Here is a 14,770-nt window from a genome sequence, read left to right on the forward strand (position 1 = left end):
TTCCTGTTTAAAGATCCTTCAGCGATTCCTCCAGCTGTTTTTCGAAATCGATCTTGTCCAATCCCTGCGGTTTCTCACTTACTGTATTTTCGGAAACCATATCCGGCATCTTTACTGTATGCATTTCGTTCTTCTCAGGAAATACATCATCACTGAAAGACACAACATTGTCTTCTTTTTTTTCTTCTTTTACCGGCTCCGCATTGATCTTTTTGATGCTTCTCTCAGAAGTGGCGACCGTTGCCTTCGGAACGGCTTTTACGTAGTAATAGTACTCATCATCCTCATATTCCAGACGTTCTGTTCTGCTGTAATCTCCGCCAAAAACAAAGAACTCCAGAACAAATCCTGCCAGTACGGAGATCACTGTGGACAGGATCATCGGCACCATGGCTACCGTAATACTAATGCAGAAATCTCCGGCAAGGATAACCAGGATATAGATCACGCCGCCGGCAATGACAGCGATCCTCCATGCATAATCAAACGCCCGTGTTCTCAGAAGGTTCACAAACAGGATCACTACCACAAACGCGATCACCGTGATCCACATTGCCCAGTTGTGGACAAGTCCGTCAGAGATCAGCTTCAGTTTTTCTGTGATCTCTGCGGCAGGATCACTGAGTGCCGCCGACTGTGCATGTACAAACCGTATAAAATAATAGATCACAACACCGCATCCGGCCGGAAGCGCTGACAATGCACTACCCAGCAGGCCTGCTCCGATCGGCATAAGTGCAGGAACACCAAATCCGAAGGAAAGTGGTGTAAGGATCATTGCAAGATTCTGTGACCTGCTGAATCTTAGGAACAGGATCAGCATAAACAGAATAAGAAGCAGCATAAATCCTGCCGTTTCGATCCCGACTGCATAACAGTGCCCGATCATCAACGCAAATCCCATAAACATCATCACGGAAACCGGAAGGATCGAACATACAAGCGCCAGGATCAGGACAACAAAAATATTATCCAGCTGTTTCATGTAGCCCATATTGCTGTTGATCCAGAGAAAATAGGCAAATGCCAGAACAAACTTCAGGACCGGCAGTATATATACTTCATATTGTCCGTAAAATCTTTTGATATTCTGTTTGATCTCAAGTAAAGCTGTCATTTTCTATGTCCTCCTGCATTTCTCCGGACCGGATTTCTTTTTTCCTCCCGCCCGTAGATTTTTTCCAGTCTTGTAAGATCCTGATAATATTCCCTGACACTTTTTTTTGCCCGGAAATATTTCACAGAATACTGGATGTAGGTCAGTATCGAATATACAACAAGCACGATCAGATAACCGACGATGATATAGATCCCAACCTCGACCAGATTAATCTTATTCACATTATCCATAAGATATTCGCTGAAATATGCGGCAACGCCTGCAAGTCCCAATATATATCCGATCGTTACCAGAAAAAAGTTTCTGATCAGTGCAAGTCCAATATAATCACTTCGATAATATCTGCTCACCGGAAGATACTTCCTGCCTTCTCCATGCTCATACATGGCCAGACGGTTCATGATCTTCACTTTTTCTTCATTTACCATAAAAATAACTCCTCATAAGCTTTCTTTATCAGGAAAATCCCCGATATATGATCTGCATTACGCTTTCCATACAGTTATACTGTTTAACTGCAATCAAATTTATTGTAGCATAGTTCCATACCTATGAAAAGTGTTTTTTCGGCTGTTTCATGCCCTTCCTGCGCATATTGTCAGAAAATAAACTTTCTCTGCACCGGCCTCAAGAAGACACATTGCCATGGCATCTGCCGTACTTCCTGTTGTGTATACATCATCCACCACAAGTACAGAAAAACCCGGGATCTTTTCGGTTACCTGATATGCATTTTTCAGGTTCTGACGCCTCTGTATGGCATTAAGTTTTTTCTGAGATCTTGTGCTTCGTATCTTCTTTACCAGATGCTCATTCCATGGGATCCCCGTAAGAACACTGAGCCTTTCTGCCAGATATGCTGCCTGGTTAAAACCTCTCATCCTTTTTTTTCTGGGATGCAGAGGAACGGGAACGATCAGATCAGGCTTCCACCGTTCCAGATATTTTTTTCCGAAGACGCTCATTGCCTTTGCATAAAAATCCCCATATTCCCGACATCCGTAATACTTAAATCGTACCAGAGACTGTCTCCAGACCTCTCCGTACCAGAAAATACTTCTGCCCTCCGTAAAATGATGGACACCCTTGCGGCAGTCTTCACAGTATTCCTCTTCCATTCTTACCGGTCTTCCGCATTTCATACACCTGGGACCGGATATAGGCCTGACCTTTCCGGAACACTCCGGGCAAATCAGCCGGTCTTTTTCTTTCAGTATCTGATGACATAGCGGGCATTTTTTCGGGTAAAGCATGTCCAGTAAAAAATCTGCTGTTTTTTTCAAGAAAGTCCTTTCTCCCCGATGGCGCTCTCTTTCTGTTCAGATTCATCCAGCTCCCGGATCCGTCTGTCCAAAGAGCTGTATCTCTGCTGCTGTTTTTCATTACGGATCATCTCCGCAAAAGTGGTCTCGCTGCCTACTACGGTAACACATTTTCTGGCTCTGGTCACTGCTGTATACAGAAGATTCCGATTCATCAGCATCCTTGGTCCGGAAAGGATCGGAAGGATCACTGCCGGATATTCTGAGCCCTGGGACTTATGTATGGTCACTGCATAGGCAAGTTCCAGTTCCTCAAGCTGTTTGAAGGAATATTCTGCCTGTCTGCCATCCTCAAATTCCACGGTAGCCGTTTCCGCAAATTCATTGATCTCCGTCATAATACCGGTATCTCCATTAAACACGCCCACACCTTTATCCACAGGAATCTTGTATCGTCCAAGGATTTCCCACTCCAGCTGGTAATTGTTCTTCACCTGCATCACCTTATCCCCTTCACGGAAAAGGCGCTGTCCGATCTCTTTCTCCTTTTTCTTTTCATCCGGCGGGTTCAGATATCTCTGAAGTATCTGGTTCAGCCGCTCCACACCTAAAAGTCCCTTACGCATAGGCGTGAGCACCTGGATCTCATAGGGCTTTGCATCTACATAACGCGGAAGCTTCTCCTGGATCAGTGCGATCACCACACGGATAATGATGTCCGCGTCATATCTTTTCAGAAAAAAGAAATCCCGGCTCTTGTTATTGATGGTCACCTGCTCGCCCCGGTTGATCTTATGTGCATTCACCACAATATCACTTTCAGATGCCTGGCGGAAAATCTTTTTCAACTCTACTACCGGAAAACAGCCGCTGCGGATAATATCCCTCAGAACATTTCCCGGGCCTACACTGGGAAGCTGATTTTCATCACCTACCAGGATCAGTCTGGTCCCTGCTGTCACTGCAAGAAGCAATGAATGCATCAGTGCGATATCTACCATGGACATCTCATCAATGATGATCACATCCGCTTCCAGCGGATTCTCCGAATTCCTGTCAAAATGAACTGCACGGCCTTCCTGCTCTTCCTCCGGCATTCCATTCAGCTCCAGAAGTCTGTGGATCGTCTGAGCCTCGTATCCGGTAGCCTCTGTCATTCGCTTGGCTGCACGGCCGGTGGGAGCTGCAAGCCGCAGCTCAGCGCCTTCCTCTTCAAAATAACGGATAATCGCATTGATCGTTGTAGTCTTTCCGGTTCCCGGCCCGCCGGTCAGAATGAACAGACCATGACTGGCAGCTGCCGCCACTGCCTGTTTCTGCATTTCATCTAACCGGGTTCCTGTCTCCTTTTCGATCCTGTTGATCCGTTTCTCCATCATCTCCTCATCTTCCGGGCAGAGGATGTTCAGCTCACAGAGCATTCTGGCTGAATTCAGCTCAAGATAATAATATCGTGTGGGATAGACAACTGCACCGTCTTCTGTTTCTTTCAGGATCAGTTTCCGGTCTACTACCATATCCATGAGATGTTTTTCCATATAGGAGGAATCTACTCCCAAAAGTCCGGATGCCCTGGAAAAAAGTTCCTCCTTCGGGAGATAGATATGGCCTTCTCCTGAAGCCTGTAGGAGAGTATACAACATTCCGCTTCTTATCCTGTAATCTGAATCTGTATGGATCCCGATCCGGGAAGCGATCTCATCTGCGATACGGAATCCCACACCACTGATATCCTCTGCAAGGCGATACGGATTCTCCTGCAGGACTCCATATACAGTCTGCCCGTATTTCTGATAGATCTTTGCGCCGAGATTCAGTGATATCCCGTATTTCTGGAGAAAGATCATAGCGCGGCGCATATCTGCTTTCTCCGTCATCTGTTCTGCGATCTCCATGGCCTTTTTTTCGCTGATTCCCTTGATCTCAGCCAGCCGCTCCGGCTCTTCCTCTACGATACGCATAGTATCATCACCGAAACGACGTACGATCCTGGCTGCCAGTGCCGCTCCGATCCCCTTGATCGCACCGGAACCCAGATAACGTTCCATGGCCAGTGCATCCTCCGGCATTTTTTCCACGTAGGAGGCTATCTGAAACTGCTTGCCATACACCGGATGTGTTGTATAATTTCCGGAAGCTTCAATGGCAGCCCCCTGGGTGATCGCAGGAAATGTCCCCACACAGGTCAGTTCCCGTTCCTCTTCCATCCCTTTCAGTACCATGACCGTATATCCATTATCTTCATTTCGGAAGATCACATGATCTATATATCCTGTAACTGTCTCACTCATTTTTTTCTCCATCTGTAAACCTCTGATAACAGCAAAAGGCACTGCAGCTGCAGCGCCTTATCTGTATGAGTTTCCTGCGGCAGTCTCTTCTCTGACCCTGTGCCGTCCGGACACCTCATAACGGTTTACATCCTTGACATGATTTCCGCATATTTTCCTGTTCCGGCAGCCACTACAAGCATTGCATCCTGCACAGTCAATGTGCTGACTCCTGTTTTCTGCTCGATCAATGCATCCATTCCATGCAGCATGGCACCTCCGCCTGTAAGAACGATTCCTCTGTCCATGATATCTGCTGCCAGCTCCGGCGGTGTTTTCTCAAGAACGCCATGGACTGTCTCTACGATCTGTCCGGTCGTTTCCCGCAAAGCGGTCCGGATCTCCTCAGAAGTCAGTGTTGCCACCTTCGGAAGTCCTGTGATGATATTTCTGCCCTTGACCTCCATCGTGCGAAGATCCGCTTCTTCACTGGCTGTTCCGATCTTGATCTTGATATTCTCCGCTGCATCCTCCCCGATAAAGAGGCTGTGCTTCTCACGTACATAATTCATGATCGCATGATCAAAATTATCTCCTGCAACCTTCACAGATGCGGAAACAACCACACCTCCTACGGATACGACCGCAACATCCGTGGTCCCTGCACCGATGTCCACGATCAGATTGCCAAATGGCTTGGTAATGTCTACACCTGCCCCGATAGCAGCAGCAATGGGCTCATCCACAAGAAAAACTTCCCTGGCTCCTGACTGATAGGCAGCTTCCTCAATTGCTTTACGCTCAATCTCTGTGATCCCGCTCGGAACACTGATGCTGACTCTCGGCTTCCGGAACGCTCTCCGTCCCATAGCCTGTGAAATAAAATATTTCAGCATCTTTTCCATTACATTATAATCTACGATCACACCTCTTCGGATTGGCCAGATCACTTCCATATTGGAAGTCAGATGGCTTGCCATCTGTCTGGCTTCCTCACCGATTGCTCTGATCTTCTCTGTATCTTTATCATAAACAACCACAGAGGGCTCTCTTAAAACGATTCCCTTGCCTGTGGAAAACACCAGACTGTTTCTGGTTCCCAGATCGATTCCAATATCCTTTGCCGGCATAAATCCTCCCGCCTGCGTCATACACGTTCATATGCTGACGCATTTCTGACTTATTCTGTTCCGGTCTGTGCCGAAACGTTCCCGCACTTCATTATATACAAAACCACAGAAATTGAAAAGAACTTTTACCGGTTATTTCTGTTCCAGATATTTTTTCACATATTTACCGGTGTAGGAAACCGGATTCTCTGCTACTTCCTCCGGAGTTCCTCTGGCAATTACCGTTCCGCCTCTGTCACCGCCTTCCGGTCCGATATCAATAATATGATCCGCCGTCTTGATCACATCCAGATTGTGCTCAATGACCACAACGGTGTTTCCTCCTTCAGACAGACGGCGCAGGATCTCGATCAGCTTGTGGACATCCGCAAAGTGCAGTCCTGTGGTAGGCTCATCCAAGATATAGATCGTCTTTCCGGTACTGCGCTTGCTGAGTTCTGTGGCAAGCTTGATACGCTGTGCTTCTCCTCCGGAAAGAGTGGTGGAGGGCTGACCCAGACGGATATAGGAAAGCCCTACATCATACAGGGTCTCGATCTTTCTCCGGATCGACGGTACATTCTCAAAAAATGTCAGTGCTTCTTCCACAGTCATATTCAATACATCATAAATACTCTTGCCCTTATACTTCACTTCCAGAGTCTCACGATTGTAGCGTTTGCCCTTGCAGACTTCGCAAGGCACATATACATCCGGAAGAAAATGCATCTCGATCTTGATGATTCCGTCACCGCTGCAGGCCTCGCACCGTCCGCCCTTGACATTAAAACTGAAACGGCCTTTCTTGTAGCCCTTTGCCTTGGCATCTGCGGTGGCTGCAAAAAGATCACGGATCTGGTCAAAAACTCCGGTATATGTGGCAGGATTGGAACGGGGAGTTCTTCCGATCGGGGACTGGTCGATATTGATCACCTTATCCAGCTGATCGATACCCAGGATGTCATCATGTTTCCCGGGGATCACTCTGGCACGGTTCAGGTCTCTGGCAAGTCTCTTGTACAAGATTTCATTGATCAGAGAGCTCTTACCGGAGCCGGAAACACCTGTGATACAGGTCATCACTCCCAGAGGAATATCTACGTCGATATGCTTCAGGTTGTTCTCTGCAGCACCCTTTATATGAAGAAATCCGGTTGGTTCCTTCCTCACTTCCGGTACCGGGATCTTCAGCCTTCCGCTTAAATAAGCTCCTGTCACAGACTGCTCATTTTTCATCAGATCCTCAGCTGTCCCCATTGCGACCAGTTGTCCGCCATGTTCTCCGGCTCCGGGGCCGATATCGATGACACAGTCTGCAGCACGCATGGTATCTTCATCATGCTCCACCACGATCAGACTGTTGCCAAGATCACGGAGACGCATCAGTGCCCCCAGAAGCTTGTCATTATCTCTCTGGTGAAGCCCGATACTCGGCTCATCCAGGATATATGCAACCCCCACAAGCCCGGATCCGATCTGTGTGGCAAGACGGATCCTCTGAGCCTCTCCGCCGGAAAGGGTTCCGGTAGCTCTTCCAAGTGAAAGATACTCCAGGCCAACCTCTGCCAGAAATCCAACCCTGGCGCGGATTTCCTTCAGGATCTGTCTTCCAATAAGCTCCTGCTGCTTTGAAAGCTTCAGATCGCGGAGAAAGCCCTGCAGCTTCTGTACCGGCATATTGGTCACTTCATAAATATTCTTATCCGCCACGGTCACTGCCAGTGACTCCTTCTTCAGCCTCTGTCCCTTACATGTGGTGCACGGAGTAATCCGCATAAAGCTCTCGTATTCCTGCTTCATGGCCTCGGAACCGGTTTCACGGTATCTCTGCTCCACATTGCGGATCAGTCCCGGGAACGCCACATCGTAAACGCCCTCTCCCCGCTGTCCTTTATAATAAACCTTCACAGAATGACCGCCGGTACCATGGATGAGGATATCCTGGACCTTCTTCGGATACTCGCAGAAAGGTGTATCCAGAGAAAATTCATATTCCCTTGCCAGGGCATCCAGGATCGCTCTGGAAAAGCTTCCCTGCGTGGTACAGGACTGCCATCCGAGAACAGCGATAGCTCCTTCATTGATACTCCGTTTCTTATCCGGGATCATCAGATCGATATCAAATTCCATCTTATATCCAAGACCCAGACACTGGGGACAAGCACCAAACGGATTATTAAAGGAAAAGCTCCTGGGTTCGATCTCATCAATGCTAATGCCGCAATCCGGACAGGAAAAACTCTGACTGAAATTCAGAAGCTTCCCGTCCATAGTGTCTACTACCAGCAGACCATCCGCCAGATCCAGCACGGTTTCAATGGAATCGGAAAGACGCTTCTCTATTCCCGGTTTCACAATAAGTCGATCCACAACGATCTCAATGTTATGTTTGATATTCTTATCCAGCTTAATCTCCTCAGAAAGCTCATAGAGATTTCCATCGATCTGCACTCTCACATATCCGCTTCTTCTGGCCTGATCCAGAAGTTTAACATGGGTTCCCTTACGGCCCCGCACTACCGGTGCAAGAAGCTGGATCTTCTGGCGTTCCGGAAGCGTCATGATCTGATCCACCATCTGATCTACCGTCTGTTTGCGGATTTCCCTTCCACATTTGGGACAGTGCGGGATTCCCACACGGGCATACAGAAGTCGGAAATAATCGTAGATCTCCGTTACCGTACCCACTGTAGAACGGGGATTCCGGTTCGTTGACTTCTGATCAATGGAGATTGCCGGCGGAAGGCCCTCGATACTCTCCACATCCGGTTTCTCCATCTGTCCCAGGAACTGCCTCGCATAGGAAGAAAGTGACTCCATATAACGTCTCTGCCCCTCTGCATAAATGGTATCAAATGCAAGAGATGACTTACCGGAGCCACTGAGTCCGGTAAGTACCACAAACTGGTCTCTGGGAATATCGACGCTAAGATTCTTAAGATTATTCTCATTGGCTCCGCGTATCCTGATAAAACGTTTCTTATCGTTTGCTTCTGCTGACATGAAAGCCTCCTACTCTGTCCGGTCATACAAAAATACTCCGGTATTCTTCTCAACAGCAGAATCTACCTCTCTTATTCCGCTGTAAAACTTCTGATTTTTTATCAGTATACTGCCAGAACATCCGTTCGTCAAGGTGAAAAAATCGACAAATTTTTCTACAGCAGAAAATCCGCCATCACTCCATTGCTCACATGGATTCCCCTTCTCGAAAGATATATCCTGTCTCCTTTTTGTTCCAGCATTCCGATCTCCAGATGTTTTTTCAGGACCTCTCCGTAAACGTTTTCCATATTTTTTCCGAAATATTCCGCAAACGCTTCCATTGAAACGCCCTCTGTCATCCGAAGCCCCAGAAACATAAACTCAGCCATCTCATCTGCCTCTGTAAGGCTTTCCATATTCTGGCGGATCTTATCCGGAAACGCACTGTTTCCAATATATTCCTTCATATCCGCAGTATTGGAAAAACGCATATGATCCAGAAGTGAAGACGCCCCAAGTCCCAGTCCCAGATAATCGATCCTCTGCCAGTATCCCTTATTATGACGGCATTCCCGTCCACCTTTCGCATAATTGGAGATCTCGTACTGATGAAACCCATATTCCGCCAGGATTCCTGCCGTATTCTCATACATACGGTACTCCGTATCCTCATCCGGCAATTTCAGCTTTCTCTCCCCGAAAGGAGTGCCTTCCTCAATGATCAGACTGTAGGCGGAAATATGTTCCGGCGAAAGCCCTGCCACCGTGCGGAGATTTTTTTCCCAGTCTGCATAGGTCTGTTCCGGAATGGCACTCATCAGATCGATATTGATGTTGGAAAAGCCTGCATCCCTTGCCATAAAAAAGCTCTCCTGAAACTCTTCCCACGTATGGATCCTTCCAAGGATCTTTAATTCCCGATTCTGCGGGGACTGAAGCCCCAGACTCAGCCGGTTGATCCCGTGTTCCAGATATATTTGAAGTTTTTCTTTATATAAAGTCCCCGGATTTGCTTCGATGGTAATCTCAGCATCCGGGGCCACAAAAAACTTATTTCTGATCTGATCCAGCATCTCTCCAACAAGAGACGGATCCGGCACGGAAGGTGTTCCTCCGCCGATAAAAACTGTGGTGATCTCCCTGTCCGAAAAATCCGGAACAGCAGCGATCTCCCTTTCCAGAGCCTGGAAATATTCCTGCTGTCTCTCTTTTCCGGCAGGTCCGGAAAGGAAATCACAGTAATCACATTTTTTCACACAAAACGGAATATGGATATAGAGCTCCAGCGGTTTTTTCGCCTCATTCTCCATCCATGGCTCCTTCCTCTCCACCACTACCTGATGTATCATTATCCTCATCGGAGCTTGTATCTTCACCGGCACTATCCGCATTATCCGTACTTCCGTCTGAAGCAGCCGGTGTCGGTGTCACGCCATCAATCCCCAGTGCCTCGCTGCCGTTTTCTGCCAGGTACTCATTGACCATTGTCAGATTTCCATTGCTCGTCACTGCATCCGGATCTACGGTTTTCGGATCAGGAGTGGCAGTCGGTTCCGGCGCTGTACTGATTTTGATCACACTTTCCTCTTCTGCATTTTTCTTCTTTGAACCACATCCGGTAAGCAGAGCTCCTGTTATAGCCAGAAGTCCTGCTGCCAGAAACAGTTTTTTTATATTTTTTTTCAAAAAGTCATCTCCTATTTATCATCCAGCTTCAGGACACTCATAAATGCCTTCTGCGGGATCTCCACGTTACCTACCTGACGCATACGTTTCTTACCTTCCTTCTGTTTTTCCAGAAGCTTCTTCTTACGGGAGATATCTCCACCGTAACACTTGGCAAGTACGTCTTTACGCATGGCTCTTACCGTCTCTCTGGCAATGACCTTGCTTCCGATAGCTGCCTGGATCGGAATCTCAAAGAGCTGTCTCGGGATCTCGTCTTTCAGCTTCTCACACATCTTTCTTCCACGCTCGTAAGCAGTATCTGCATGCACGATAAAGGAAAGAGCATCCACTTCTTCTTTATTCACAAGGATATCCAGCTTTACAAGCTCACTTCTCTCATATCCGTCCAGTTCGTAATCCAGGGATGCATAACCTCTGGAACGTGATTTCAGTGCATCAAAGAAATCATAAATGATCTCGTTCAGCGGCAGTCTGTATTTCAGGAGTGCACGGGTTTCTTCCATATATTCCATGCCTTCATACTGACCACGTCTCTCCTGGCAGAGATCCATGATCGCACCAATGAACTCTGTGGTTACCATGATCTCCGCCTTCACCATAGGCTCTTCCATGTATTCGATCTCTGAAGGATCCGGAAGGTTGGTGGGATTGGTCAGCTCGATGATCTCACCATTGGTTTTATAGACCTTATAGATAACACTCGGTGCTGTAGTTACAAGATCCAGGTTATACTCTCTCTCCAGACGCTCCTGGATGATCTCCAGATGAAGAAGTCCCAGGAAGCCGCAGCGGAAACCAAATCCAAGGGCGACCGATGTCTCCGGTTCATAATAAAGGGAAGCATCGTTGAGCTGAAGCTTCTCCAGCGCGTCACGGAGATCGCCGTACTTGGCACCATCTGCCGGATAAAGGCCACAATAAACCATAGGGTTTACCTTCTTATATCCCGGAAGCGCCTCTGCACAGGGGTTGTCCGCATCCGTTACCGTATCACCCACACGGGTATCACGGACATTCTTGATGCTGGCTGTGATATATCCGACCATACCTGCTGTCAGCTCGTCACATGGGATAAACTGACCCGCTCCAAAATATCCAACTTCCACAACCTCCGTGGTGAATCCGGTCGCCATCATATGGATCCTCGTGCCCTTTTTCACACGTCCGTCCTTCACTCTGCAAAATACGATAACACCCTTATAAGGGTCATAAACAGAGTCGAAGATCAGAGCCTTCAGAGGTGCATCCACATCCCCCGCCGGCGCCGGGACCTTATTGACGATCTGCTCCAGGACCTGGTCTACATTCAGTCCTGTTTTTGCGGAGATCTGCGGTGCATCCTGCGCTTCAATTCCGATCACATCCTCGATCTCATTGATAACACGCTCCGGATCCGCACTTGGAAGGTCGATCTTGTTGATCACCGGAACCACATCCAGATCATGGTCCAGTGCCATATATACATTGGCAAGTGTCTGAGCTTCGATTCCCTGTGCTGCATCCACAACAAGGATCGCTCCGTCACAGGCAGCAAGGCTTCGGGAAACTTCATAGTTAAAATCCACATGTCCCGGGGTATCGATCAGGTTAAAAATATACTCATTTCCGTCCTTGGCTTTGTATACAATACGAACCGCCTGGGATTTGATGGTGATCCCTCGTTCTCTCTCAAGGTCCATGTTATCCAGAACCTGGGCCTGCATTTCCCTCTCGGTAAGAAGTCCCGTCATCTCGATGATACGGTCCGCAAGTGTTGACTTGCCATGGTCGATATGTGCAATGATACAAAAATTCCGAATTTTACTCTGGTCTATCATTCAGGAAGTCCTCCTTAAATTTCTCTCGTATAAAGCGTTCAGAACGCATATTTTTCCATACTGCTCTTTATCATATCATATTTCAGCCTTCTTTGTCACTGCCTTTCAGAACTCTGTTTAAGATATCTGCAAATGGTTCCATGGCATTTCGGACTTCCTCCACGGTATTTGTCTGTGCTCCGGCCTCCAGAAGCAGGGCCCGTGGCTTAAGATGCAGATTATAGCGAAGACCTGCCAGATAGATCCCCCGGTAAAGATCGGGGTAATACTGTGCCGCCTGATATTCCAGCTGAAAGGAAAATGCCAGATTCTCTTCTATGTAAGGATTGGGCAGATAACTCACTGCCCCCTGACTGACTGTATAGCTTAATCCATTATAAAAAAGCAGCTGAGCAGTAGGTTTTCCATTCACCTGCGTTACCAGATGACGCTCATCCGGCACACCATCTCTGTGAAGGTCGATCACAACTTCAATGGTGGGATTTTCTTCCAGCACTTTTTCTATGGATGCCCTGGCATAATCATAAGCCTTGCTCCTGTCCAGTGTTCCTCCCATCATATCAAAGGCATCTGTTATATGAATGACCTGGTATCCATATGTTTTTTCCAGAAGTTCAGTAAGATGATCTCCCACTCCTACGATGGTGTCCTCAGTCTGTCCTTCTCTTGAATCTGCAAAAGCCTCCTGGGAATGGGTATGATAAATCAGAATCTGGGGTACCGATGAATCCTTTTTAACGGACAGATCCTCCTTCAGAAAACGGGGCGCACTGATCTGCTGTGCATTCGTCTCCGTATTGGAATCCAATATAAAAAACTGATTCATCACATAGTCAAAATCTGCCAGTTTCGCCTGAGACAAGTCAATCTGCGGATGTGGCAGTGCCACAGTCTCCTGTTCCTTCGCAGTATTTTCACCGGATTGGTTCTCCTCTGACGGAGGAGTCTCCGGTTCTGTGTCCCCCGGCTCCGTAGCTTCCTGTTCTGAACCTCCCGGTTCTGTAATTTCTGGCTCTGCAACTTCCTGTTCTGCATTTCCCTTAACAGTCTCCTGTTCATTTTTTTTGCCGTCAGGAGATTTTTTCTCTGCATCTTCCGCTTCTTTCTTTTGAATTTCTTTTTTCTTTTGAAGCTCTTCTTTCTTCTGAAGGGCTTCTTTCTTCTGAAGGGCTTCTTTCTTTTCCACTTCTTCCGCCTCGGCCATCAACAGCGTCTCCTGCTCTTTTCGGTTCTCTGCTTCCACTTCTTCACCCAGATGCTCTGCGTTTTTTTCCTGCAAAAGCATCTCTGTTTCCCGGTCTCTGCCATTTTCCTTCTGCAGAGCTTTCTTTTCCAGAAAGCAATACAGCGGCAGCTGTCTGTAGATCTCACCATGCCTGAAAAAATCTCCCGGAAGGACAGCCACCACCCCCAGGAAGATCAGGCTCAAAACCACGCAGAAAGCCCTCTGGATATTCGTCACCAACGATCACCTCTTATGGTATTTTATGACCTGTCCTCTTCGATTAGACTATCGGAAAAAGCCAGATTCAGTCCCTCGGAAATGGTAAAGCTTAAATATCGTACCGTTTCATCCACATCCTTTGGTGTTACAAACATGGTGTAAAGCTTCGGTGAGATCATTTCTTCCAGAAACTCCTTCTGCTCATCTTCCTCCAGCGCCTCCAGAAGCTCTGCCATGGAATCATGGACAATAGTAGCCGCATCCACCACAGTCGGAACACCGATCCCGATCACACGGACCGAAAGATTTTCTTCATTCAGGCCTTCCCTGTGATTCCCCACGCCGGAGCCCGGACTGATCCCGGTATCCGTGATCTGGATCGTCCGGTTAAGTCTTGTCGTACTTCTGGCCGCCAGCGCATCTACGGCGATCACCAAATCCGGCTTTGTCTCAGAAACAACACCCCGAACAATTTCCAGAGTTTCCATTCCGGTCTGTGCCATCACACCCGGAACGATCCCGCTGATCTGATGCATTTTCATATGTTCATTGCTCTTCAGCCCATATTCCCGGATCACATGCCTTGTCATATGAAGATTGGAAACTGCACGAGGGCCAAGAGAATCCGCAGTGATCTCCTGATTTCCAAGGCCTACCACCAGGATTGACTGCTGCCGTCCGAGATCGATCAGCTCCCTCAAATGATGTGCCACCTCTTCCGAGATCTCCCTGTGATAATCCTCATCCGGAACGGAAAGATCCGGTGCCTCAATGGTAATATAGGTCCCCTGTGGTTTTCCCATGGTCCTGGCTCCGTTTTCCGTTGTGATCCGCACTACGGTAGTCCGAACATCCTTTTCCGCATCGTATCTTTCCCTGATCTCTACTCCACGTACTTCTACGTTTTCCGCCTGAAAGCGTTCCGTTGCTTCCAGCGCCAGGTCTGTTCTGATTCTGCTCCTTCCAGCCATACTCTCATCCTCTTTTTCTGTAAGATTGCAAAGACTTTTCCACTGCTATCTGCAGCTTTACCGGTGTTTTCCCTTTCATTATTTCCCTTTTTCCCATAAATAT

The 14,770-nt window shown here is 47.7% G+C and carries 11 protein-coding genes; all 11 read right to left on the reverse strand.

Going from position 1 to position 14,770, the window contains the following annotated elements:
• Nucleotides 1–7: 7 nt before the first annotated feature.
• Nucleotides 8–1,117, reverse strand: coding sequence for a hypothetical protein (locus BN3261_RS09700; protein WP_022426958.1), 1,110 nt, complete (start codon nucleotides 1,115–1,117; stop codon nucleotides 8–10).
• Nucleotides 1,114–1,548, reverse strand: a complete 435-nt coding sequence (locus BN3261_RS09705) for a hypothetical protein (RefSeq protein WP_015527429.1) — start codon at nucleotides 1,546–1,548, stop codon at nucleotides 1,114–1,116. Before BN3261_RS09705 ends, BN3261_RS09700 begins: the two co-directional genes overlap by 4 nt.
• 147 nt (nucleotides 1,549–1,695) lie before the next feature.
• The gene (locus tag BN3261_RS09710; RefSeq protein WP_059086147.1) at nucleotides 1,696–2,403 is read right to left on the reverse strand and encodes a ComF family protein; all 708 of its coding nucleotides are present in this window, start codon (nucleotides 2,401–2,403) and stop codon (nucleotides 1,696–1,698) included.
• The gene (locus tag BN3261_RS09715) at nucleotides 2,400–4,673 is read right to left on the reverse strand and encodes an SF1B family DNA helicase RecD2 (RefSeq protein ID WP_015527431.1); all 2,274 of its coding nucleotides are present in this window, start codon (nucleotides 4,671–4,673) and stop codon (nucleotides 2,400–2,402) included. The genes BN3261_RS09710 and BN3261_RS09715 overlap by 4 nt, the downstream gene beginning before the upstream one ends.
• A gap of 125 nt (nucleotides 4,674–4,798) precedes the next feature.
• The gene (locus BN3261_RS09720; protein ID WP_022426956.1) at nucleotides 4,799–5,782 is read right to left on the reverse strand and encodes a rod shape-determining protein; all 984 of its coding nucleotides are present in this window, start codon (nucleotides 5,780–5,782) and stop codon (nucleotides 4,799–4,801) included.
• A 132-nt stretch (nucleotides 5,783–5,914) separates the two neighbouring features.
• Complete coding sequence (gene uvrA, locus BN3261_RS09725; RefSeq protein WP_059086148.1) at nucleotides 5,915–8,764, reverse strand: excinuclease ABC subunit UvrA; 2,850 nt, start codon at nucleotides 8,762–8,764, stop codon at nucleotides 5,915–5,917.
• Nucleotides 8,765–8,919: 155 nt separating this feature from the next.
• A complete protein-coding gene (hemW, locus tag BN3261_RS09730) occupies nucleotides 8,920–10,056 on the reverse strand; it encodes a radical SAM family heme chaperone HemW (RefSeq protein WP_059086149.1) in 1,137 nt (378 codons plus the stop codon).
• Nucleotides 10,046–10,432, reverse strand: a complete 387-nt coding sequence (locus BN3261_RS09735; protein WP_021651885.1) for a hypothetical protein — start codon at nucleotides 10,430–10,432, stop codon at nucleotides 10,046–10,048. Before BN3261_RS09735 ends, hemW begins: the two co-directional genes overlap by 11 nt.
• Before the next feature lie 11 nt (nucleotides 10,433–10,443).
• Complete coding sequence (lepA, locus tag BN3261_RS09740; RefSeq protein WP_021651884.1) at nucleotides 10,444–12,252, reverse strand: translation elongation factor 4; 1,809 nt, start codon at nucleotides 12,250–12,252, stop codon at nucleotides 10,444–10,446.
• 82 nt (nucleotides 12,253–12,334) lie between these two features.
• Entirely contained in the window at nucleotides 12,335–13,714 is a 1,380-nt protein-coding gene (locus BN3261_RS09745; RefSeq protein ID WP_235812366.1) for a stage II sporulation protein P, read from the reverse strand.
• A gap of 23 nt (nucleotides 13,715–13,737) precedes the next feature.
• Nucleotides 13,738–14,667 (reverse strand): GPR endopeptidase, encoded by a 930-nt coding sequence (gene gpr, locus BN3261_RS09750; protein ID WP_059086150.1) that lies wholly within the window; start codon nucleotides 14,665–14,667, stop codon nucleotides 13,738–13,740.
• Between the last annotated feature and the right edge of the window lie 103 nt (nucleotides 14,668–14,770).

The sequence above is a fragment of the Blautia massiliensis (ex Durand et al. 2017) genome, from assembly GCF_001487165.1.
Classification (GTDB): Bacteria; Bacillota; Clostridia; order Lachnospirales; family Lachnospiraceae; genus Blautia_A; species Blautia_A fusiformis.